At 46.9% G+C, this 25,148-nt stretch carries 16 protein-coding genes; 7 read left to right on the forward strand and 9 right to left on the reverse strand.

Annotated features, from left to right (window positions below; translation table 11 throughout):
- Positions 1–204 precede the first annotated feature (204 nt).
- Positions 205–1,446, forward strand: a complete 1,242-nt coding sequence (locus NBZ79_RS17075; RefSeq protein ID WP_420854549.1) for an MFS transporter — start codon at positions 205–207, stop codon at positions 1,444–1,446.
- 17 nt (positions 1,447–1,463) lie between these two features.
- Positions 1,464–1,835 carry a cupin domain-containing protein gene (locus tag NBZ79_RS17080; RefSeq protein ID WP_251933784.1) on the forward strand — a complete coding sequence of 124 codons (372 nt, stop codon included), beginning with the start codon at positions 1,464–1,466 and terminating at the stop codon, positions 1,833–1,835.
- Between the two features lie 4 nt (positions 1,836–1,839).
- Here the strand turns inward: NBZ79_RS17080 and ppc are convergent, their stop codons facing one another.
- Positions 1,840–4,608, reverse strand: coding sequence for a phosphoenolpyruvate carboxylase (ppc, locus tag NBZ79_RS17085; protein WP_251933785.1), 2,769 nt, complete (start codon positions 4,606–4,608; stop codon positions 1,840–1,842).
- A 241-nt stretch (positions 4,609–4,849) separates the two neighbouring features.
- Between ppc and NBZ79_RS17090 the strand changes: the two genes are divergently transcribed.
- The 4 genes from NBZ79_RS17090 (at position 4,850) to dctP (ending at position 12,150) form a co-directional block, all read left to right on the forward strand.
- The gene (locus NBZ79_RS17090) at positions 4,850–6,187 is read left to right on the forward strand and encodes a TolC family protein (RefSeq protein WP_251933786.1); all 1,338 of its coding nucleotides are present in this window, start codon (positions 4,850–4,852) and stop codon (positions 6,185–6,187) included.
- Entirely contained in the window at positions 6,188–7,315 is a 1,128-nt protein-coding gene (locus NBZ79_RS17095) for an efflux RND transporter periplasmic adaptor subunit (RefSeq protein ID WP_251933787.1), read from the forward strand. It begins immediately after the preceding gene.
- Positions 7,316–7,349: 34 nt separating this feature from the next.
- Entirely contained in the window at positions 7,350–10,979 is a 3,630-nt protein-coding gene (locus tag NBZ79_RS17100) for an efflux RND transporter permease subunit (protein WP_251933788.1), read from the forward strand.
- Positions 10,980–11,136: 157 nt separating this feature from the next.
- On the forward strand, positions 11,137–12,150 hold the full coding sequence (gene dctP / locus NBZ79_RS17105) for a TRAP transporter substrate-binding protein DctP (RefSeq protein ID WP_251933789.1): 1,014 nt from the start codon (positions 11,137–11,139) through the stop codon (positions 12,148–12,150).
- 38 nt (positions 12,151–12,188) lie between these two features.
- On the opposite strand, the gene NBZ79_RS17110 is transcribed toward dctP, so the two are convergent.
- Both NBZ79_RS17110 and NBZ79_RS17115 read right to left on the reverse strand, forming a co-directional pair.
- Positions 12,189–15,452: an AAA family ATPase gene (locus NBZ79_RS17110; protein WP_251933790.1), complete on the reverse strand. Its 3,264-nt coding sequence runs from the start codon at positions 15,450–15,452 to the stop codon at positions 12,189–12,191.
- Between the two features lie 147 nt (positions 15,453–15,599).
- Positions 15,600–16,427, reverse strand: a complete 828-nt coding sequence (locus tag NBZ79_RS17115) for an enoyl-CoA hydratase/isomerase family protein (RefSeq protein WP_251933791.1) — start codon at positions 16,425–16,427, stop codon at positions 15,600–15,602.
- A gap of 533 nt (positions 16,428–16,960) precedes the next feature.
- On the opposite strand from NBZ79_RS17115, the gene pgi reads away from it, so the two are divergent.
- The gene (gene pgi, locus NBZ79_RS17120; protein WP_251933792.1) at positions 16,961–18,580 is read left to right on the forward strand and encodes a glucose-6-phosphate isomerase; all 1,620 of its coding nucleotides are present in this window, start codon (positions 16,961–16,963) and stop codon (positions 18,578–18,580) included.
- A 10-nt stretch (positions 18,581–18,590) separates the two neighbouring features.
- Here pgi and NBZ79_RS17125 read toward each other — a convergent pair whose 3' ends face one another.
- From NBZ79_RS17125 to NBZ79_RS17150, 6 genes are all read right to left on the reverse strand, one after another.
- Positions 18,591–19,559 (reverse strand): ABC transporter ATP-binding protein, encoded by a 969-nt coding sequence (locus tag NBZ79_RS17125; RefSeq protein WP_251933793.1) that lies wholly within the window; start codon positions 19,557–19,559, stop codon positions 18,591–18,593.
- Complete coding sequence (locus NBZ79_RS17130) at positions 19,556–20,548, reverse strand: ABC transporter ATP-binding protein (protein WP_420854620.1); 993 nt, start codon at positions 20,546–20,548, stop codon at positions 19,556–19,558. Before NBZ79_RS17130 ends, NBZ79_RS17125 begins: the two co-directional genes overlap by 4 nt.
- The gene (locus NBZ79_RS17135) at positions 20,548–21,339 is read right to left on the reverse strand and encodes an ABC transporter permease (RefSeq protein ID WP_476749711.1); all 792 of its coding nucleotides are present in this window, start codon (positions 21,337–21,339) and stop codon (positions 20,548–20,550) included. Before NBZ79_RS17135 ends, NBZ79_RS17130 begins: the two co-directional genes overlap by 1 nt.
- A gap of 88 nt (positions 21,340–21,427) precedes the next feature.
- Positions 21,428–22,405, reverse strand: a complete 978-nt coding sequence (locus NBZ79_RS17140; protein WP_251933796.1) for an ABC transporter permease — start codon at positions 22,403–22,405, stop codon at positions 21,428–21,430.
- A gap of 42 nt (positions 22,406–22,447) precedes the next feature.
- A complete protein-coding gene (locus tag NBZ79_RS17145) occupies positions 22,448–24,028 on the reverse strand; it encodes an ABC transporter substrate-binding protein (protein WP_251933798.1) in 1,581 nt (526 codons plus the stop codon).
- A 111-nt stretch (positions 24,029–24,139) separates the two neighbouring features.
- A complete protein-coding gene (locus NBZ79_RS17150) occupies positions 24,140–25,087 on the reverse strand; it encodes a LysR substrate-binding domain-containing protein (protein WP_251933800.1) in 948 nt (315 codons plus the stop codon).
- Positions 25,088–25,148: the final 61 nt, after the last annotated feature.

The following is a 25,148-nucleotide window of genomic DNA, read 5'->3' on the forward strand; positions in this document are numbered from 1 at the left end:
AGAGGCACTAAAATGGAGTCAAGAAAAATTTGTATATACAAATAATGATAAATAGCATTTAATCTTCGGCAACCTACTTATTGTCCAACATAAATCGTATTAATTAGACAGGCTTCTTTTGAATACGTTATGCTGGTTTCATAAAAACGGTTTGATAACCTGATTGTCGATCCGCCTCCCCTTTTACAAGGCTATCAAAAATACATGCAGTCTCCTTCCCTAGATACAGGCGCGCCTTTTTTGGATAGTAGCTATTCCTGGCTCCGCCTTTTTATGTCCGTTATGATTTCTATCGTTGGAAGTGCGGGAATGTGGATCGTGGTTGTTGTGCTACCGTCCGTACAAAGTGAATTTGGTGTCGACAGATCGGACGCCTCACTTCCGTTTACAACCGTCATGGTCGGTTTTGCCATCGGTAATCTTGTGCTTGGGCGCTTGGTTGATCGATTTGGGATTGTAATCCCCATGGCTGTTGCGGCATTGATGCTAGCGGCCGGATTTGCATTGACCTCTCAGGCAAGCAACATTTGGTCATTTGCAGCTTATCAGGGGATATTCGTTGGGATCGGATCCGCGGCAGCCTTCGGCCCGTTAATTGCGGACATATCCCATTGGTTTGCGAAAAGGCGCGGTATTGCTGTCGCTGCGGCGGCAAGTGGAAACTACATTGCCGGTGCGATTTGGCCATTTTTACTGAAAGATATTATTGCCGCCGACGGATGGCGGGATGCCTATCTTATCGCAAGCCTTGCGTCCCTTGTCATAATGCTACCGATGGCTTTTTTGCTTCGCCGAAAGGTACCAAAGCAAAATGTTGATATCGGTGAAACCAGTGTCCAGCATTTGTCAGGATTAAAATTTATTCAACTATCCCCACGCTCGCTCCAGATATTACTCGGCGTTGCAGGTGTTGGATGCTGTGTCGCCATGTCCATGCCTCAGGTCCATATTGTTGCTTATTGTGCTGATCTCGGATATGGCGTTGCCGCTGGGGCGGGAATGCTCTCAATCATGTTGATCGGGGGTATCCTCAGTAGATTGGCCTCAGGAATTCTCGCTGACTACATCGGGGGTATCCGGACAATTCTTTTGGGCTCGTTTCTGCAATGTCTGGCGCTGTTCCTTTATATTCCCTTTGATGGATTGATGTCTTTGTATGTGGTGTCTCTTATATTTGGATTATCGCAAGGTGGACTCGTTCCAGGATACGCTCTTGTCGTTCGAGAATATCTCCCGGCAAAGGAAGCTGGCGAACGTGTTGGTCTGGTTATCATGCTGACCGTCGTTGGCATGGCGCTTGGTGGTTGGATTTCAGGATGGATCTACGACCTTACGGGCTCCTATCAGGCAGCATTTGTTAATGGTATCGCCTGGAATATGTTAAACATGTTAATAATGGCATTCTTACTTTGGCGAACAAAAGAACCGGGCGCAGTTCCGGCATAATAATTAGGATGAAGAACATGAAACTTTCAATCACCCATGAAGACGATACAGAATTTGCCGGAGATGGCTTGCGTGGCTTTTTTGAATACCGTGACCTTGGCATCAAAGACGCGACTAATGGCAAGTTTGGCGCCCATGTCATTCGAGCAGTTCCAGGAGCCCACGCAGTCGGCGACAAACACACTCATACCCTGGAATTTCAAATGGTTTATATTTTGAAAGGCTGGGTAAAATTTTGGTATGAAGGTGAAGGCGAAGTCCTCCTGAAACGCGGGTCTTGTGTCCACCAGGCTCCTGGAATCGTTCATAGAGAAATCGAACATTCAGACGATTTGGAATTGATCGAGATAACGCTACCCGCAGATTTTGAGACCGACGAAGCTTCTTGATAAGTCAGCCACTATTCCTCAATCCCGCAGCAATGCCATTGATTGCAATATGAATGCCTCTTAATACTTTAGGGTTGCTTTTTTCACGACGATTTTTCTTCAAAAGCTCAACCTGTATATGATTAAGCGGATCCAGATACGCAAACCGATTTCGGATCGAGCGTTTTAAAAGTGGATTCTTTTGAAGCAATTGCTCCGACCCCGAAATCTTTAGCAAAGCATTTATCGTCGATTGCCATTCGTTGCAAATAGTCCCGAAAATATTATTTCTCAATTGAACATCCGGTACCAGCTCCGCATACCGGGAAGCAATGGCAATATTACTTTTCGCCAACACCATGTCCATGTTTGACAATTGGGTATTAAAGAAGGGCCATTTCGCGTTCATTTCCTGAAGCGTCGCTAATCCGGTTTCTGGATTTTTCTGAAGCCAGGTGTCAACTGCGGTGCCAAAGCCATACCATCCCGGCAACATGAGCCGGCATTGCGCCCAGCTAAAAACCCAGGGAATTGCACGTAAATCCTGTACCCGCTTTGTTTTCTTTCGAGATGCAGGTCGGGAGCCAATATTCAAAGTCGCAATTTCATTGATGACGGTGGAAGCCCAGAAATAGTCTTCAAAGCCGTCTGTTTCATATACCAGTCCGCGGTAAGCTTTAAAAGCTTCTGCAGATAAATCTTCCATTACTTCCAGAAAATGAGGTGGTATGCTGTCGGTCACCTCTGGGGTCAATAATGTTGCCTCAAAGGTCGCAGCAGCCAGGCTTTCCAAATTGCGACGACCAATTGCGGGAGAGGAATATTTAAATGAAATTGTCTCCCCTTGCTCCGTAACGCGAATTTGCCCCTGAACCGCACCCTTCGGCTGCGCTAATATGGCCTCATAACTTGGCCCTCCGCCACGTCCAACGGTACCGCCCCGGCCATGAAAGAGCCGCAAACCAATCTGATGGCGCGCAAACAGCTCTATCAGACCCGTTTCCGCCTTGTATAGCTCCCAGCCGGAAGTGACAAATCCGCCATCTTTGTTACTATCCGAATATCCTAACATTACCTCCTGAATACCGCCCCGGCTTGCCAGCAAGCGTTTATATTCGGGAATCGAAAGCAAGGTATCCATAATGGGTACGCAATTTCTTAAATCCGGAATTGTCTCAAACAAAGGGACAATGTTGATTTTACTGGTGCCTTCGGATGAAATCATTCCGACCTGCTTGAATAAAATAGCAAGCTCCAATAAGTCCGAAACAGATTGTGTATTCGAAATGATGGCCGTTGTAATTGCTGCCTCGCCATACGTTTTCTGTGCAGAGGCCGCCGACTGAAGTATTGCAATCTCTGAACTCGTCTCCTCGGAGTAAGACCAGTATTGCCGGAGTAACGGCCGCCCAGACGCCAGCTCGGATATCAAAAGTTTGACGCGTTCATCTTCGTCCATATCTACGTATCGGGTGTCTGGATTGACGGCATCGAAAAGCTCACCAATTGACCGCTCATGCATATCTGAATTTTGGCGCAAATCCAGGGTGGCAAGGTGAAAACCGAAACATTCAACGGCCCGCCGAAGATGCTTTAGTCTGCCGTCTGCGATAAGTTTCGAGCCGTTTGCTATCAATGATTTTTGTATCACATCCAGGTCATCCAGGAACTCCCCGGCGGATCCATAAGCTGCAGCTTTACCGACTGGAGCTCGGGCTGGCGCGGGAGATCCAAACCCAATTAAGGTCGCGACTAACCGCGCGTATATTCCGGAAATCGCCCGACGATATGGCTCTCCCTGCCGATGCGGCGAACGGTCTGGGGAATTTTCGGCAAGTTCCAACAAAGCATCCGTCATATGAACAACATTTGTCGATAATGAAAGCTCGCTTCCCAAGCGATGTGTTTCTTCAAGATAATGGGTTAAAATATGAGCATTTTGACGCTGCAATGTGGTTTTTAAAACATCCGATGTTACAAAGGGATTTCCGTCTCGGTCACCACCTATCCAGCTCCCCATACGTAAAAAGGGAGAAATCGACTTTCCATCTACTTGTATGCCAAGGTCGGCTAAGGATTTTTCCAAAGATGTATAAAATTTCGGAAGTTCCGTCAAAAATGTCTGATCGTAATAAGATAACCCGTTCTGAATTTCATCGACAATCTGAAGCTTAGTCCGACGTAGCAAATCCGTTTGCCAAATAGTCAATACTTCACGACAAAGCTCATCATCAATACTCGAAACCTCCTGAGGGCTCCAGTTCCTGAACTCCCGTTTATCCAGTATTTCCACGATATTAGCTTCACGCCGCATCGTGCTTTTGCGGCGCACTTCCGTCGGGTGGGCGGTTAGCACCGGCACGACAAGCGCCGTTTTGAAAAAGGCCTTTAGCTCTGCATCAGATACACCCGACTTCTTTGCCTTCATTAAGGCGCTTGCCATGGACCCGTTCCGAGGTGCAGATCCCGCGATCTCATGAAATCTGGTTCTACGTACATGGTGCTGATCCTCGGCAATATTTGCGAATTGCAGAAAGTAGCTAAACGCGCGCAATACCAGGACTGCTTGCTCCGTCGAAAGGCGGTTCAAGATATCTTCCAGATCCTGCTTGGCGCCCTCTGCATTTTCTTTATGGAATTGAATGGAGTTCTGGCGGATGGCTTCGACCAGATCGAATATTTCTTCTCCTTCTTGGGCCCGTACAGTATCGCCAAGCAATCGACCCAACAATCGAATATCCTCTCGCAAGGGCGCATCTTTTTCCTGAAGATCTGTAGGACTGTCTAGCAGCATGATATATTTCGCTTATTACTTGAAAAAGGGTGTTTAGAATGCCGGACCTTATCAATTTATCTGCTTCTCGTCTTTAAAATACCGACAATCTTTGCCTCAAAGCTACTTGCTTCGACATCACTAACTTGTCGCATATTGATAACCCGAGACTAAGCCTCATAGCTCATATCATTTTGACAATGAAAGTGGGAATGGCTATGGTTTTTCCATAGATGCATATAACAATTTTGCGAAAGCCAGTATGCCACGTCTTCTACGCATTCTATCATCGGCTGTTCTATCTTTGAGTCTGATAGCTCTACCTGTCCTTGCAGATGATGCTCCTCTTATGACGTTGGAACAGGCGCTGAATATCGTCCGGGCACAAAATCTGCAGGTAAAAAACGCGAATATTCAAGTTGACGTGGTTGGCGATCAAACAGACGCAATGCGCGCCAATCGTTATCCAGAATTAAGTGCCGGCGTACGCGGATACCATAATTTCGAAGACAATGAATATACATTTGAACAAGGGTCCTTGGGAACTGTTGGCGGTGACCCCGTCCCCTCCAACAATGTGGAAATTGGAACGACGGACGGGTTTAGCACCCATTATTCGATCACCGCGAAACAACCCCTTATCCAGCTTTATGAAATTAACCTGAATGTCGAAAAGCTTAAACTTGAGCAGGATATTGCCCGCCAGCAGCTGCGTGGAACCCGGCAAACTGTCTCCTGGCAGGTTAAGCAGCTTTATTATCAAATCCTGAGTTACGAGAGTTCCATAGAGTCAACCAAGAGTTCGATCGCCTTTTATTCTGAGCTGGTAGATATTTTGGTTGATAAGGTTGCCCAAAAAACGGAACTTGAATATCAACTTCTCAATGCCCAAGCCGAGCTCGCATCATCAAAGCATGATTTGGTTTCAGAGAAAAATGATATTGTTACCAGTAAACAACAACTTAATGCCCTCTTGGACCGGGATATTTCGACAGCTTTCAGTGTAAGCATGGCATTTGCTGATCCGCTTGTGAGATATTCAGAACAGACCGCCGAAGAGCAGGCGTTGGCCAATAGTCCAGAAACAGCAGAAGCCAGATTGCAGATAAAAGTGGCGGAAGCCAATGTGGAAATCCAGAAGACGGATTATTACCCTGATCTCGATCTGGTCGCCAGCTATGGAAAATCCCAACATACTGAATTTATTCCAGACGAGAGCCTCTATGTGGGACTGTTTGCCAAATGGGATTTTTTCACCTGGGGTAAAAACGACAGTAATTTATCAGGAAGCAAGCGAGCACTTAGTCAGGCTAAAAATTCCCTGCGTGACAATGAAGATCAAGTGCGGGCGCAAATCAGCGAAGATATACGGAACCTTAAAGTAGCCAAGGAACTGGTGCCCGTAACAAAGCTTGCACAAAAAGCCGCCGCTGAAAAATTACGGGTTAGTACTAATCAATATAAAGCAAACGCGATCCTGTTGGATGACCTCCTAGATGCGAAATCTGAATTGTCCGTCGCTAACGACAATTTCCACAAAGCAGAGCTTGCCGTCTGGAATGCCAGCGCAGAACTAGAAAAAGACTTGGGAGAGGAATAGATGCTCGCCAATTTTCTAAAGGCAGCGGGTATATGTTGCTGCCTTTTCCTACTGTCGGCGTGCGACTCTGGTGACGAAGCACCGAAAAAGCCGATCACTCCTGTCAGAACCCAGGCCATAATCTCGCAAAATTTGACAAAGGATGTTCGATATACCGCGACGATAGAAGCGAATTCTCAAGTCAATCTATCCTTTAAGGTAACCGGGTATGTAACGAGCCTGTTGCAGGAAAAAGACGCCAGCGGGAAAGACCGCCCTGTTCAGTCCGGCGATATTGTTGCTAAAAACACCGTTCTGGCCATTGTTGATGACAAGGATGCTGCAAATAATACGAAGCAAGCGGGTGCTCAAGTCGCCACAGCTCAGGCAAACCTGAACAAGGCGAATGAAGATTATAAACGCGCACAGGAACTGTACAAATCCAACAGTATGACAGCCCCCGACTATGATGCGGCCAAGCAAGAATACGAAACTGCTGTTGCCAGTCTTTCAAGCGCCAAAGCCGCTCAGAAAAGCGCAGAAAACGACCAAAAAGACTATAATCTTAAGGCGCCAATCCATGGTGTCATTATTCAGCGTAATGTGGATGTCGGTTCCCTTGTATCCCCAAGTGTTGTCGGGTTTGTTATTGCAGATACGGAAACCGTGAAAATTGCCTTTGGCGTTCCGGATACTATGGCAAGCACCTTGAAATTGGGGCAAAATCAATCCTTCACAACGCAGTCTATTCCGGATCGAATTTTTTCAGGAACTATAACGGAAATTTCTGCTGCAGCAGATACAAACACGCGCGTTTTCGACGTTGAAGTGACAGCAAAAAATGAAGATAGCTCCTTGAAAGTCGGCATGATCGCGGCGCTCAATGTCGCAAAATCCAGTGCAACACAAACAGCGGCACTCATCCCGCTTTCTGCCGTGGTCGCGGCTAAAGACAGCAAAGAAGGTTATGCAGTTTTCGTCACGACTTCCGATGGAAGCAAGACAATCGCAAAACTTACCGATGTAGAATTAGGTCAGGTCTATGGAAACAATATTGCTGTCCTGAAAGGTGTAGAACCGTCAGATCAGATTATCGTCAGCGGGGCAACCCTTGTCACCGACGGCGAACAGGTTTCGATTATTCCGTGACCCTACCTAATATCAGAGGGATGGAGAATTGCCTGTGACCGATATAACCGAAACAAAAAACACGGCACGCTACTTCACAGAAAATCGCCATATTTCTTGGATTTTGCTATTTGCTGTCCTGATCTGGGGAGCTTACGGCTATTTGTCGATGCCAAAGGCAAAAGACCCTGACATTCCTGTCCGCGTTGCGACGGCAATTACAAGTTGGCCCGGTGCGGACGCCACAAAAATTGAGCAGCTCATCACCCGGCAAGTGGAAGAAAATGTCGCAAAGAGCTCGAAGCTGCAAGAAACCAGTCCTTCGAAATTTGCCATTAAGTCGCTGACAATGCCGAACCTTTCCGTTGTCCAAATACAACTTTCCGATTCATTAAGTAAGACGACGGCGGCGTTTAACGAAATAAACCTCAACCTGATTGCCCTGTCGGAAACATTGCCTGCAGGTGCTGGCACCATCTCGTTCAATGACAATTTTGGAAATACTGCCGCTATTTTGCTCACCATAGCCAGCCCGACCGAACGCCCCGTGGAGATTTCGTTGCGTGCCCGGGATATAGAGGCGGCGATCAAATCCGCCCGACGAAATAAAGGAACGCCGGAAGAAGGCACTCGGCAATCCCTAATCGTCGTTATGCCACGTGACATCAATTTGGCGACACCTGCCCGCCATATGAAATTACTAAAAGATTATCTTGAAGAAAATGATGTCATAAAAAATGCGCAATCATTGCAGGGGCCAGGCTTTTTAGGTCTGGATTTCATCAGTTCCGCATCAAAAAACGAAATTAGCCGCCAATTTCATAGTTTTCTAGAAACAAAACTCGCACAATCAAATTTTCATGAAGACGCCTGGCCCATAGTAATTATCGACGATCCAACCAAAACCAACTCATTGCTGCAAGCCAATCCCGGTGACAAATATAGTTATCGTGACCTGGACGACTTTTCGAATTTGATAACAAGAACGTTGCAAACAATTCCATTGGTCACATCCGTAAATAGTTCCGGTGTTGTAGACGAGCGCATCTATCTCGAATATTCCCAAGACTTGCTTGCCTCCTATGGGTTGACACCAAATGATATTAATGGCGCCATTGCTGCTCGAAATAGTGATGTGTCAGGCGGCGAATTCCATGCAGGCGGCTCAAATATACTTGTCGAGCCAAGCGGTCAATATACAGACCCTGATCAAATTGGTGACACCGCATTTAGCCAATCCCCGGCTGGTGCACCCGTCTATCTACGAGATATTGGCAATGTCGTTCCCGGATATGTGGATCCTCCTCAATTCTTGAATTTCTACAACTGGCGAGATGCGGATGGCCTATGGCATAGAGGAAAAGCCATTTCACTCGCCATTCAAATGAGAGACGGCGGCCAAATCGCAGATTTTGGCGACGCTGTAACTGCATCTCTGTCAACGGCCAAACAACACCTTCCGGAAGATCTGGTTATCGAGCGCATTTCCAATCAACCGGAGCAAGTTGCAGAGAATATCGACCTGTTTATGACAGCCTTGATTGAAGCTGTTGTATTAGTGGTCATAATCTCTTTACTGGGTTTTTGGGAGTGGCGTTCTGCATTACTTATGATGCTCTGCATTCCGATAACTCTGGCAATGACATTCGGGGTTATTGATTTACTCGGAATTCAGCTACAACAAGTATCAATTGCGACACTCATAATAGCACTCGGATTGCTTATTGACGATCCTGTCGTTGCCGGTGATTCTATTAAGAGGGGTTTAGCGGCCGGCCAACCGAGAAGCCTGGCATCGTGGCTCGGGCCAACCAAATTGGCGCAAGCAATTTTATTCGCTACAATTACCAATGTCGTTGCATATTTACCGTTCCTTCTATTATCCGGAAATACTGGGGAATTTCTCTATAGTTTACCGGTAGTGATGGCTGCTGCTTTAATATGCTCCCGCCTCGTCTCAATGAGCTTTCTTCCTTTTCTTGGGTATTATTTGCTGCGTCCTTTGAAGAAGCGCGAGCGGACAATGGAAGAGCGTCGGGAAAAGGGGTTTACAGGATTATATTTTCGGCTTGGTAGCTTCCTCATAAATCACCGCAAAAAAGCACTCGTCACTTCCTTTCTGTTTCTCGCCCTCATTATTCCGTTGAAGGACGTCCTAAAAACATCTTTCTTCCCCGATGATGTGCAATATCTATTTTACGCTGACGTACGTTTGAGAAACGATGCCACAATTTCGGAGACGCGGGAGGTGGTGGTTAAAGTCGAAAAAATCATTCAGGAGGTTGCCGAGGAATTTGGTGTTCAACTTGGGCCAGATGGCGGTGGAGACCCCCTTGAATCCATAGCAACATTTCTAGGAGGCGGAGCTCCGCGGTTTTGGTTTTCCGTCACGCCGAAACTTCATCAACAAAACTACGCACAAGTGGTCATGCGCGTAAATGATAAGGATCTTACCGCAAAACTAATTGTTCCGCTTCAAAAAGCATTAAGCGAGCGGGTATCAGGCGCCATTATCGATGTCCGTCAGTTACAGACAAACCCGGTCCCATATCCAATTGAAGTCAGGCTTGCAGCGAAATCCGCTATCCAGTCGGAAGGAGCGGAATCCGAACAGGAAATCAAAACATTGCGCCTGTTGGCGGCAGAACTTGTCAGCATCCTTGGGAGTGCACCAAATGCAACAAGAGCCCGGGACGATTGGGGCCCGGAGTCTTTGCGTCTTAAACTCGAAATAGATTCAGATCGTGCTTTCCTGGCTGGTGTAACAAATCAGGACATAGCGGCCTCCTCTTCAGGCGGGCTAAATGGCAATGAGGTAACGACACTACAACGAGGCGACAAGAACATTCCTGTTGTAACCATTTTACAGCCAGAAGAACGGGCCCAGGTTTCAGACTTAGAAAATCTTTATGTATTTTCTTCCCAGAACAGCAATAAGATACCGCTCGAGCAAATTGCGCGTGTTCAGTATGATCTTCACACCGAAAGAGTTCGCCATCTTGAGCATTTCCGCAGCGTCAACGTTCGCGCATTTCCCCTTGCAGGTGTCCTCCCATCAGAAGTTATGGCATTGGTTGATGAAGATTTAGCCGCTTTTGAAGATAGATTACCACCGGGATTTGAAATGGAAATCTCAGGCGAGCAGGCAAATGCCCAGCATGGTTTTAAACAACTAACAAAAGTTATGGGTATTTCGACAGGCCTTATATTCCTCGCGCTAGTTTTCCAGTTTCGTAACGCTGTCAAGCCGTTGATTGTTTTGGCTTCGGTACCCTATGGCATTATTGGTGCTTTGATAGCTCTGGCGGTCACAAAGAGCCCATTCGGGTTTATGGCTTTCCTTGGGATTGTGGCTCTGATTGGCGTCATTGTCAGCCATGTTATTGTGCTTTTCGATTTTATTGAGGAAATGCGGGAAAAAGGGGAACCCCTCGAACTTGCTTTGCTTGATGCTGGGATTGTTCGTCTTAGACCGGTTTTGATTACCGTCGGAGCGACCGTATTTGCATTAGGCCCGCTGGCTCTACATGGCGGTCCATTGTGGCAGCCATTATGCTTTGCGCAAATTGGCGGGCTAACTGTCGCGACATTTACAACCCTCCTATTGGTACCGATTATTTATTCGATATTTGTTCTAGACTTGAAAATTGTTTCATGGACAAGCTCCGAAACCTCTGCTGCATAATTAAGTTATCGCAGTAAAATTCTTGTGTAATCTTCTAGAATAGTGGTTTAAAAAGGGCTATGTTCGCCTAGGAAACCGTGCATTTGTATTAGAATTCTCACGTTTTTCCTGTTTTGCATTACTCCCCAGAGTTTGAGATTTTGACGGAAATTATTAGATGAGGACCACAAAGACGAAAAAGCTCCGTTTGCTTTTCCTCAGCATATTATTAAGTCAAGCCTTCGCAACCAGCATGTCTTTCGCCGATGTGCCCAATGTCATGAAATGCAGCCATCAGCTGCCTCCTGAGCATCATATTTCGAAGGTCATCGACCAATGGGCGGCCGAGATCGAAGCATTGTCCGGAGAAGAAATTGACGTTCAGGTATTTGGTGGGAGTAGTTTGGAAACGCCCGAAAAAAATGCGAGCGCTGTTGCGACGGGTGGTTTCCAGTGCGGATTTACGCTAAACAGGCAGTGGGGCAATAAACTTCCATTAATGGACGTAACACTGGCTCCTTTTACCTTTGACCACCTAGATAAGCTAAAAAAATGGAATAGGTCTGAAACCGCTGCGGTTTTGGAGCGCAAACTTCTTTCCAAAGGGCTAAAAAATGTCATTTGGCTTTTCTCAAGCTGGCAAACGGTGCTTACTTCTGACGGAAAAGCGCTATCAAAACCCTCAGATTTCGAAGGAGCCAAAATCCAAGGAATTAACCCCATAGCAGATGCCAGTCTACGCGCATTAGGAGCCATTCCCATAGATGTTCCTAATGGAAAAATGTTTGAAGCGCTAAAAGAAAAAGAAATTGATATTGGGTTAGCCAGTTTCTCGTCGACTATCACTAACAAATACTTCTCTTTGCGAGATCAGGCTACCGTTCTGCCTCTTTATAGCCAAATATTCCATGGCTATGTCAATGCCGGCTGGTATGCAGACTTATCCGAAAAAAGTAAAAACGCGATTGTTGAGGCTGGGAATTCTGCAGCACTTTGGGCCATAGATGCTTCTGAAATTTCAGCTGCAGCAGCACCACAAATACTTAAAGAGAATGGTATGAAGGTTCACGCGGCTACAGATAGTGAAATAGCAAACCTAAAGATAAAAATGAAGCCAGCGTTTGCCACCTCATTTGAGGATGCAACAGGTGTTGAAGGTGTATCCCTTCTTAAGCTAATAAAAGACTTATAAGCGTTTGTCTCCTGATATGTTATTTTATTGCTAACCTGTTATGTCGCAAGCACATTGGACAGAAGGGCCGACATCGCCAACTGCCCGCAATCATCTGCATCAGCTTTTATTTCCTCGAGTCTTTGTACGTTCTTTGCATTTTTCCCGTTTACGCCGATATCAGCCAAAGAGCGTCCGACTTCAATGTAAAAATTTGACCATCCCAATGGTTCGCGAGCCGTGATTTTCTCCAATGCGTCAGCATAGCGGATAACCTCATGCCACTCCCCCTGCAGTGCACAGCTTTCTATGGCAAAAGCATAAAAGAAAAAGTAATTGTGACTGATCACACTGGATTGTAAAATCCGGTTACCTTCATCCAGTGCCCAGCGGCGGTCCTTTTGCTCCGTTGCAATCTGAGCTGCAGCTCCGAGCGTCCAAGGACCCATAAAACCTTCACCCGTTTCACGGCAAATCTTGAAAGCCGTACGGCATGTCTCCATGGCCGCAGCTGGATCATTTTCAATATGGAATTGGTATCTTGCGTGACAGATCATCGAAGCGGGCTGGAAAAGAGCAGAGTCCATTTTCAATGTTGCCTCGCGGCTCTGTTCACCTTGAAGCTTCATCCCTTCAAAATCTCGCTGGCAAAACATAATCTCAAGCAAACACATATGGCCGATCAAGCCGGCGCGCTTATCGGAAGTCGCAACAGCCTTTTCAATTGCGTCCTTTGCCACCTTTACTGCTAAGTCAAGGTTATTCAAAAACAAAGCTGTCCAGGCGATCATCGGCATGTTGGCAACCGCGATACGTGTAAACTCGTGTTTTTCTGCTAATTCAACACATTGTTTGAAATACTGATGTGCGGTTTGCATGCGACCTGCACCATAGGACGCATCGCCTAATCCGCCTAAAGCCCGCGCCTCTCCCTCGAAGGATCCAACTTCCTTCGCATATTGCAAAGAAATCTTGTGCTCTTCCATGCATTCTTTAATCATGCTTCTGGGAAAAAATATGTTCCCCCGCAAGAAGTGAATTTCAGCTAAAATCTCAATGAACCGATTTTTAAGTGCAATATTCTGAATTTTAGTAAGGCAGGTCAAGGCATCATCAGAACGATCGACAATTCTCAATGCTGTAGCCAAACCAACATGTGCTCGACAAAATTGCTCCTCGGTATCATATAACTCCAGTGCTTTTTCAAATGATTTTATCGATTTATCGATTTCACTCAGATGACGACATAAATCGCCCTGCAGGTATCGAAGCTCAAATTTGATTGTATCATCAACCGACAATGCTAGTCCGCGTTCAACCAAGGATAAGGCCACGTCCGGCCGGAAAGCGCTCAGTTGCAGTTTGGCCGCTTCCAGATAGGCGTAAGCAGCTGTCGTATCTTCGGCTTTTTCAAGATGCTCCGCCCTTAGAACAGGATCTGCGTCCTGATAGAATGCGGCAGCTCTCTTATGAAACGCCAACTTTCTGGTTTCAATCAACGATGCATAAACACCTTCCCGGATTAAGGCATGGGAAAATTGATATCCGGCAGGTGCAGGTTTTATCAATGCATTCTTTAGTAAATTTTCCGGATCGAAATCTGCAGCCTCAATTAGGGCTTCAATTGCGTCTATGGAGAACCGCTGCCCGAGAATTGATGCCGCCTGTAATGCTTCTCGATCTGGGGTTGTTAAGGTGTCCAATCGTGCCTGAACAATGCCCTGTATCGTCCCAGGTATTTGATCTTTTTCGAGTTCATGGGCGTTACGCAGCAATTGATCAAGGTAAAGCGGATTTCCTTCAGCGCGTGCAATACAGGTTTGAATTAGTTGGTTGTTGAGATTAGGAAATGCCTTTGCTATGCCTGCGGCTTCCTCTGGATTTAGCGGGGAAAGTTCAACTGTTGTAAATGATATTCCCTCGAGTTCCCTCGCTCGTGGTTTAGTGAAAGGATCCCCACTATTACGCGTCGTTAGAACCAGCAATACCGGACAATCCGCCAACACTTGGTAGATCTGCGCGACATGCGATAAAATTACTGGATCAGCCCAATGAATATCCTCGATCTTCAGCATAAGAGGTTTCTTTTGTCCAATCGCCGCTATCATTTGAGCGACAGCTTCTTGCTTACCCAAATTGCGCGCTTCATTGTCCATCGCATCATAAGTACCTCCCAAATCTGCAGGCTGCGGCAAATTAAGGAGATCATTTAGGAAAACGCGCTGGGATTCATTGAGAATTCCTTGAGAAATTACACGCTCCAGCGCCTCTCGCCGCTCTTTCTTCCGACCGCCAGGAATAATCTCCAGTATGTTTCTAAGCAATGAGCGAATTGCGTCTTGCCCTTTTGCTGTCCCAAAATCAAGAACCAGGCCAGAATGGCAAGCAAATCCTTTTGTCTTTGCTAGTTTTCCAAATTCATCCGACAATCTTGTCTTGCCAATGCCCGCTTCCCCTCGGATAAGAAATATCTGGCCAGACCTGTCTTCCGCGCATTGTTCCAGTGCAAGTGAAAATTGATGTAAGTAACGTCGACGCCCAACAAAAGCGTACGGACTTGCGCCACGTAAGCTGGAAACGCGCCCCAATCGCCATACAGAAACCGAGCTCTTCAACCCGTTATGTATCTTTTCGCCGAGTAGCTCTCCGTGAAAACGGTCACCTAATGCGTTCTTGACGGCGGCTGATACAAGTGTCTGTTGAAACGTAGCGAGATCCGTCAGTCTTACAGCCAGATTCACGCTATCCCCTGTCACTGTATATGAAGCTTCCTTCTCATGCCCTGCAACGACCTGTCCCGAGGCAACTCCGATTTTGACTTTAAAGGCGGCTTTAAAAGCTGTCGCCCTACGGTGAATTTCAAGAGCGGCACGTAACGCTCTTTCAGGATCATCTGTATGCGCAACCGGTGCTCCGAAAACGATCATGGCAGCATTTCCAGCTCGGCTCTCGATTGTCCCCCCAAACTCTGCACCAATAGTTTCGACGCATTCGAAACAACTGTCGAGCATTTGAGAGGGCAGTTTTTCCGGACCTTGAGTGAGCGATAAATTGGCGTCGTCAATCTGCGTGTATAAAATTGTAACCTGTCGGTGAATGAGTTGCAGATCTGAAGGTCGCCCATTCCCCTCTTGCTGGAATGCAACATATTGGGCAATGGATGACATCATTTTTCGCCTGCTACCCAATGGCACGCCAAGCTCGGATAAATCACTATCCGTCAAGAATGGAAGTGCCGCCATATCAACCTCATTTTCCAAAAAGGCATCGATATGCTTTTCAAATCCTTCTTCATGCAGCCATCTGCGGATGTCGTCTGCCATTTATTTTATACTTTGCAAAAATTTCTCTCCAATACACATGATTTTCTGAAGAGCTAAATTCAATTACTATCGTGTTTCAACTATGTCCCAATTGTTTCAAGTAACCTCCCAATTGCTTATAGGGCACACTTCCAGATCATATTCGCATTACTTAGATGGCGCACTAGCCGTAAAGTTGGGATCACGGATATCACGTTTTTCCGCATCCATATCAGCCATTTCCAACAGGGCGCGAGGATCGACCATCAGATCGCAAAACAACGTTCTCTCCTCCGCCAAACCCTCAGCTCTTGAATTGCTGGCAGCGCCCCGGACCAGTTTTTTGATATGTGAAAATGCACGTGGAGACCTGCTGGCGAGAGCCTGTGCAATTTCCATCGCTTTCGCAACAACATCGCCTTCCACACAATAGGCAGCTAAGCCAATGTCCTTCGCTTCACGAGGGCTCATAGTGCGCCCAAGAAGCGTTAATGCCAAGGCTCTGGATTCACCGATCAATCGAGGAAGTCGTTGTGTCCCACCTGCTCCGGGTAGAATACCCAGGTTTATTTCAGGCAATCCGAGATCATAGGCACCCTCTTTTACAAGCCGGATATCACAAGCTAGCGCGAGCTCAAAACCACCCCCCATGGCACTCCCGTTTATTGCCGCAATAAACGCCTTCGGCATTTCTTCCATACGGCGAAAACATCTATGTAAAATGGCTTCTGGTACGGGTCGGGCAGGATCAAAAGTCATGCCTTTTTCCGTCATGGATTGACTCCGCTTATACAATAAGGACACATCATAATGGCGAATGAATACATCTACCAAACCGCCGGTGAATACGACAGATCGGATATCGTCATTTTCTTCGACTTCATCAAGAAAAGCTTCGAGTTCAATTTCCGTCTGTCCGTCCATATATCCATGCGGCGGATTATTAAACCTCACCAAAGCAACAAACCCATTTTTTTCAACAGACAATTGCACCATTACTTTACTCTCCTGTTATGACGTCATGTACGTCCGCTAACCAAACAAGCGGCCAAGAGAAGCTGGCATATTTGTGAGCGAAGTCATTTTTCGCCATATTAATCCCCTTCTTTTTCGATTAGGTCCAAATACACTCGGAAGAGATCTGCAATCCGGCAGGCGATACCTGAGAGGCTATACTTACCAGGCGGTTATTCGCACCCGATATGACGTTTATCAGAATCTGAAGTACCTTTGGGAACCGTTCCGATTTCATCCCCTTTCATGAGAGTATATTTGTTGCCGCGTTTTGCAAATCTAAGGGTTGACGCCTCGTTTTAGTCTACCACGATCCGGTTACCCTGCATTGTTATTGCCTGATTTTAATTTGCCTAACGAATATTCACTATATTCCCTCGCCGATATTTGGCAACAGCCTTGAGATTTCATTAACCATGTCTGGGATAAAATATGAGTAAGATATATAATCGCAATATATTGGATGATTGATAGGTATCGTCAAAAGACATGACGAATATAGGAGATCATAGTAAATGAACGAGAAATGGGCTGCATTGGAGGTCTATCACGAACGAACAAAATCTTCGGGTATATCCGACTTGTTCGATCGGGATCCAATGCGCTTTGATGCCTTTTCGGTCACATTCGGGGACATGCTATTGGATTTCTCGAAGACCTCGATTGACCCAACTTCACGCAATCTTCTGGTTGATCTTGCGTACGCTGCCAAGATAGAGCAGAAAAGGGATGATATGTTCGCTGGTCTGGCAATAAACCAGTCCGAAGGCCGTGCTGTATTGCATACAGCGCTTCGCAATTTAGAGGGTGAACCCGTTTATGTGGATGGCATTGATATCATGCCTGGCATCCTATCAAATTTCGAGTCAGCAAAAATGTTCACCCGCGCTGTCAGAAATGGGGAAATTTCAGCATCCGACGGTGCTCCCTTCACCGATATCGTGAATATAGGCATCGGTGGTTCTGATTTGGGCCCGGCAATGGTAACACGCGCTTTGACGCCCTATCATGATGGTCCCCGCTGTCACTTTGTATCCAATGTTGATGGCGCGCAAATCAGCGATATCCTGGACCTTCTAGACCCAGAACGAACACTTTTTATTATTGCATCGAAAACATTCACGACAATCGAAACCATGACCAACGCTCAAACAGCAAAAGATTGGGCACAGGCGGCGCTTGGTGAGAAAGTTAAACATCATTTTGCTGCTGTTTCCACATCGCTCGAAAAAACAGCTGCTTTTGGAATTAATTCAGAATATGTCTTTGGCTTTGAAGATTGGGTTGGCGGTCGTTATTCCGTCTGGGGCCCAATTGGCCTGAGTGTCATGCTTGCCATTGGTCCAGAAGCCTTCACCGAATTTCTTCTGGGCGCACAGGATATGGATACCCATTTTCAAACAGCCGCTCTTCACCAAAATATGCCAGTCATGCTCGCTTTGGTCGGGATATGGCATAATAACATTTGTGGATATGGCAGTCGGGCAATTTTACCCTATGATCAACGACTAGCGAGACTACCGGCCTATCTGCAACAGCTTGAGATGGAAAGTAACGGCAAACGTGTTGATGTAGATGGTAATTTAATTTCCAGAAACACTAGCCCTATTATTTGGGGCGAACCCGGCACAAATGGTCAGCATGCCTTCCATCAGTTACTGCATCAGGGATCACGGATAGTTCCGTGCGAGTTTTTAATAGCGGCACGATCTCACGAGGCCGATCTCGATAAACATCATCAACTACTTCTTGCGAACTGTCTGGCACAATCAGAAGCTCTGATGAGGGGGCGAAGTCACGAAGAAGTAATATCCATCCTTTGTGAAAAAGGTGTCACAGAGAATTTAGACAGTGCAGCAGCTCATAGAACTTTTCCCGGGAATCGACCTTCTGTCACATTACTATACAAAAAACTTTCACCTCGAACACTGGGCCGGATCATTGCATTATATGAGCATAGAGTTTTCGTGGAAGGGGCCGTCTGGGGCCTCAATTCCTTTGACCAATGGGGGGTAGAGCTTGGTAAGGAACTTGCCTCAGATCTGCTTCCTCTGATTGGATCGGAAGAAGATTTAGATGAACGAAACGGCTCTACCGGCGGGCTTCTACGAACGGTTGCGAAATTACGGCAGTAACGATCATTTGTTAGTCAAGTAAATGACAAGAAGCTAAGTGCCCATCCCCACGATCAACAAGCGGTGGTTCTTCACTGTGACATTTATCCAAGGCAACAGGACATCTTCCAGCAAACCGGCATCCCTTGGGAAGATTAATCGGACTTGGCGGATCGCCCCTGAGCCTGATACGCTCTTCGCTGCCATCTCGTGCCCGGGCTTTTGGAACAGCAGATAGCAACGCTTTAGTATAAGGGTGCTGCGGATTTTTAAAGAGCGAAATTCGGTCTGCTTGTTCTACAATTTGCCCCAGATACATCACCGCGACATGATCACATAAATGCTGTACGACACCCAAATCATGACTGATGAATAGATAGGTGAGGCCAAGGTCCTCTTGTAATTTTCGCATCAGATTGAGAATTTGGGCCTGCACAGCAACGTCAAGAGCGGAAACCGGTTCATCACAGACTATCAGGTCCGGCTTGGTGGACAATGCCCTTGCCAAACCAACACGCTGCCGCTGGCCGCCAGAAAATTGATGTGGAAAAAGGTTTGTAAGTTCCGGACGCAAGCCTACTTGCACAAATAAGTCACGGACCATTTGATCCCGTTCAGATTCTTCGCCGATATCCATCAGGTCAAGGGGTTCACGAACAATCTCGCCAACACGCTGGCGCGGATCCAACGAAGAATAAGGATCCTGAAAAATCATCTGGAAGCGTCGGCGGGACTTTCTGAGATCGTCTTTCTCAAGTGAGCTAACTTCCATGTCATCAAGCCGGACATTGCCCGCTGTGATAGGAACCAATCGTAATACCGCAAGCGCCGTTGTAGTTTTACCAGACCCGCTCTCACCAACGATACCCAGCGTTTTTCCCTTCGGAACTGAAAAACTAACGCCATCAACCGCGTGAACGATCATACTTTTCTTGAACAGTTTTTTTCCGCCAAAATGGACTTTCAAATCCTGGACTTCAAGAAGGGCTTCTTCACTCATACCGCCACCACATATTTGACATTATAACAGGCAACAGAATGCCCCTCAGCCACTGCTTCTATGAGCGGCTGTTCCTTTTCGCATTCAGGTGTTTTATAGGCGCATCTGTCTGCGAAGGCGCAGCCCTTCCCCAAATCTGTCAAAGAGGGAACGACGCCCTTAATCTCGCTCAGATATGGTCGAAGCTCACTGGGATCTTCTTCAAGATGTGGAACACAAGCAATCAAGCCGCGGGTATAGGGGTGTTGAGGATTTGTTAGAATTTCATTAGTGGGACCGGATTCAATTATATGCCCCGCATACATGACAGCAACGCGATCCGCCAGCTCTGCAATGGCACCCATGTCATGGGTTATCATGATGATCGCCGTGCCTGTTTCCTTCTGCAGATCTTTAAGAAGGTCAAAAATCTGAGCTTGCACGGTTACGTCCAAAGCTGTCGTCGGCTCATCTGCTATTAATACTCGTGGATGGCAAGATAAGGCCATGGCAATCATTACCCGTTGCCGCATCCCGCCGGACAGTTCATGGGGATACGCGTTTGCCCTCATCGCCGGTTCAGGAATGCCAACTTTCGTCAGCATCTCAACAGCCCGCTGCCAGGCTTCCGCTTTCGTCACATCCTCATGGAGCAAAACACATTCTGCAATCTGATCCCCAACTTTGAAAACAGGGTTCAGGGATGTCATAGGCTCCTGAAAGATCATGGAAATGATACCGCCTCGGATTTCACGCATCCGTTTATTGGAAGCCGATGTCAGCTCTTCCCCTTCCAGAGATATCGAACCGCCAGTGACATTGCCTGGCGGACTGGGGACCAGCCCCATTACAGACAAGGCCGTCATGCTTTTACCGCAGCCGGACTCGCCAACAATGCCAAGTATTTCACCGTTCATCAGTTCAAGGGATACGTGATTGAGGACCCGTGCGTTCCCTGCACGTGTCTTGAAATCAACCACCAGATCTTTAACTGTCAACATCGCCGTCATCATCGTTCCCTCAGTTTCGGATTGAAGGCGTCATTCAATCCGTCGCCGACCAGACTGAAACTAAGCACGGTCAGGAATATCATGAAACCTGGGAAAGTCACAGACCACCAAGCATCCAGAATGTATTCACGGCCTGCGCCGATCATTAGCCCCCAGCTGAAAACATTTGGATCCCCCAGTCCCAGAAAGCTCAATCCGGCTTCGAACAAAATAGCAATACCAATGGTGAGGGTGGCCGAAACAATCAAGGGCGCCAGCGCGTTTGGTAAAATAACCCGCCACATGATACGACTATTCTTGGCACCGACGGATCGGGCGGCATTGACATATTCGAGGCTTCGTATACGAAAAAACTCCGCTCGTGTCAGGCGGGCAGTGGTCGGCCAACTGACAATACCAATGGCAAAGGAGACCACATATATTGTCGGAGTGAATAGCGTGACCAACACCATGGCAAACAGTAGGGCTGGCAGAACCTGGAAAAATTCCGTGACGCGCATCAGCGCTTCATCTACCGCGCCGCGATAAAATCCTGCAAATGCACCAACCAATATTCCAATGGTTACCGTAATAAATCCAGCGGCCAATCCGACAAACAATGTTGCTGATCCACCGTGGATAAGGCCTGCCAACATGTCACGTCCCAAATAATCTGTACCTAAGGGGGCCACCTCGGTTTGTCCCGGTGCGGTCAAGGGCGCCCAGACAATTTCAAACGGATCAACTGGATATAAGAAAGGTCCGACATAAGTGAATAAAATAACGATAATGAGAAGAAAAATCCCCAGCATGCCAGCCCAGCTTTGCCGGAACGCACGAATGGCTTCCCGAAGAGGGCTCTGTGCCTGAACCACATTAGATGTTTCAACAGTGGTCACATTACCCTCCTGTCCGGATGCGTGGATCGACAAGGCGATACACGAAATCCGTCAAAAGATTGGCCAAAATCACCAGAACAGACGAGAAGAATAAAATCCCTAATACGGTCGGATAATCTCGAGCCAGAATTGAATCAAATGCCAGGGTGCCAAGGCCCGGCCAACTAAATACGGTTTCAACCAGAACAGCGCCTGAAATAATACTGCCAAATTGCAATCCGGCGATGGTCACAACTGGTAATATAGCGTTCCTAAGTGCGTGATGACCATAAACCTTGGTTTCCGCGACCCCTTTAGCCCTGGCAGTGCGAATATAATCAGAGCTTAGGATTTCCAGCATACTGGCACGTGTTAATCGCGCATATTGGGCGAGATAGACTATTCCAAGCGTTAAGGACGGCAGAACCAAATGATGGGCGACGTCCAGAATATAGCCAAAAAATCCGGTATCCTTGGTTATATCAAACATATTTGATATCGGGAAAATCGGGTAAACCCAGGCAAACAGAATAACCAGCATCAGGCCCGTCCAGAAAATCGGCGCAGAATAGCCAATAACTGAAATTAGGGTGACCAACCCGCTGACTATTCCTTTTGGCTTGTGAGAAGCCAGTACGCCAAGCATGGTCCCAATAAATATTGCAAAGAGCAATGCTGTTGTTACCAGCAAAATGGTGGCGCCGGCACGCCCTAAAACAAGGTCAAGAACAGGAGCATTGTAAAAAAATGATTGCCCCAAATCCCCTTGCAAGGCACGTCCCAAATAAACACCGAGCTGGACATAAATTGGTTTGTCCAAGCCATAGGTCTTGCGGATATCCTCCATCATTTCCTCTGTTGCACCGCCCATCTCCCCAGCGATTACGTCGGCTGGGTCTCCGGGAGCTGCATGAATCAGAAGGAAATTAAGGACAAGAACCGCGAGGATCAAAAGAAATGCGTGTAAAAGCCGGCGAGCAACCAACATGACTGTATTCATGATGAGAAATCCCGCCGACTAGTTAAGAAAACTGAAGTCATCTTATTTCAGGAAGACCTCGTCCATCGGTGCCATGGCGCCCCAAATTGTCATTGGAGGATTGCCAACTTTTTTGTTGTAGGCCGTATGATAAGGCAAGATATTCATGTAAGCGATTGGCGCCTCATCGACAATAATTTCCTGTGCCTGATTATACAACGCGATCCGCTTGGCTTGATCCAGCTCAGAACCTGCTTGCTGCAGCAGAGCATCCACTTCTTCATTACAGTAGCTTTGGGTATTCGACCAGATCACACCTTTTTTGATGTTGTCACACAGATATGTACGGTGCACACCTATTACCGGATCGCCCCAGTTAAAGACGATATCCATGCTCATATCAAAATCATGCCCGCTGACGCGTTTCGCCCAAGTTGGAAAATCAGGAGAGGCGCGCAAGTCAACATCAATACCTGCTTTCTTAAGCTGTGGTTTCAGATACTCAGCAACGCCTTTTTGAAGCTCTGACGCATTCGGAATATAATCGACAGTCAGCTTGAATCGCATATCATCTGCCCCGCGCGGAAATCCGGCTTCGTCTAGCAATGCGTTTGCCTTGTCCAGATCGAGATCATATTTTTCTGCATTCGCCGCATAAAAGGGGCTGCCTGGTACCACTGGCCCAGTTGCAGCCTTTGACTGGCCACCAAGCAAAGCATTAACGACAAAATTACGGTCGATTGCATAAGCAATCGCCTGGCGAACTTTCTTGTTCTTCAAATACTCGTTCTTCGTATTGAATTCCAACCAGTTGACAGGCCCAACCGCTTCATACCCCTTATCCGTAACAACCAAGCTGTCGCTTTTCTTCAGACGCGCGATATCCTTCGTTGTCGCGAGGAACGGATACATTGTCACTTCGCCTTTATCAGTGGCGAGCGCCAAACTTGTGGGGTCTTTGTAGTTCTTGATGATAATCTTATCGAGATACGGACGGCCTTCGATAAAGTAATCTGGGTTCTTTTCCAGAATAATATATTCACCAGGCTTGAACTCGGAGAATTTGAACGGTCCGGAACCTACAGGCGCGCTATTGGCTGGATGAGTTTTAGCGTCCTGACCATCTCCATATACATGCTTTGGTATAATCGGCAACAAGGCACTCGACATCGCCAAGAACGCCGCCGGATGTGGCTTATCAAAATTGATCACCGCCGTATTCGCATCGGGTGTGTCAACACTGGTTACTGGCGCAAACATGGATTTAAAGGGGTGGTTATCTTTCACCGTTTGTAAAGAAAAGGCGACATCTTCAGATGTTACAGGTTTACCATCATGAAATTTCGCATTTTTTCGAAGATTTAGCGTAATGCTTTTGCCATCATCGGAAACAGACCAGCTTTCCGCCAAATAAGGTTGCGCCTCCCAATTTTCGTCGAACCGTAGCGGTGTCGCAAATATTTGCGTTCCGGGAACCGCTGTCGCAATACCAGACTGAACCGCGGGGTTCAGATGTCGTGCCTTCTGCGTCGTTCCGATTACGAGGGTTCCGCCATTTTTTCCGTCTTCGGCCTGGGCTAGCGTTCCGCTACCAACCGTTGCGATCATGGCTGCCGCAGCCGCCATAATTCCAAACTTCTTCATCCCTGCCTCCTGTTACATTGTATTATTTTTTGTATTTCGTTTTGTAAATTTACGCTAAATGAAGAGGTATCTTTCGTAAAATATATTTTTACGGTTTTATTAATACATTTTTTAGAGGATTGGCCCATTTTTACCTTGCGGTAAAGTTGCCATATTAAAAGCGCCGCTTTCACGCAGCTGAATGCAAGTGTCGATGACAACCTGATCAACACTGCTTAAATAGGCATCCGTACGATGCAAAATTCCATACTCCACGCCCTGGTAACCTGACGTCAGGGGGATTCGAACGATGTCACCTACGGTATATTGCTGTTTTTGCAAAGGGCGCAGATTAAAAACGGAAAACCCCATTCCCGCCGCGACCATACTGCGGACCATTTCCGATGTCTGGGAAGAATATGCAACTTTAGGCGTTAAATTATCCTGATTGAACAGACCAAACATGTACTCTCGCGTCTGGTCCAGGTCCAATAGAACCATCGGGTCATTGCTCACATCTTTCAGAGTTAGCGAACTTTGATTCGCGAGCGGATGATCATGTGGCAGAACTATATGCGGAGGAGCGGTAAATAGCGGAATAAAGGAAATGCTAGCATCCAGGTTGGTATTTGCTCCGATAACCAAGTCAATTTCGCTATCGATAACCTGACGCATGTTTTTTACGGTATCTCCTTCTGTAAGATGGATGGAGATACCCGGATGATTGTCCGCAACGAATTTTGTTATGAGCGGCAGCAGAATAGGCGCCGCCGGGGTGAAGCAGCCCAACCGGATTGCGCCGTTGATAGCTTTTGCCTGTTCATCAACAGCTTCTTCAAAGGTGACATGGGCTTTGAGAAGCTGACGCGCATTTGACAGAAAACCATGACCGAACTGTGTGATAGAAATACCTTTTGACGGTAAACGGGAGAATATTTTTTTCCGGCTCTGCTCTTCAATCGCGTCGATGGCCGAGGAAATGGAAGACGGTGAAATATTCAGCGATTTTGCCGCGCCGGTAATGGATTTATGGCGAGCCGCAATATCTATGTATTTTAATTGTTTAAGCGTATACCGCATTCATTCCTCTGTTTTTTGTAAGAATAACCGCAGAATAAACTATTTTTCAGAGGTTAATGCG

This window comes from Sneathiella marina (genome assembly GCF_023746535.1).
In the GTDB taxonomy this organism is placed as follows: domain Bacteria; phylum Pseudomonadota; class Alphaproteobacteria; order Sneathiellales; family Sneathiellaceae; genus Sneathiella; species Sneathiella marina.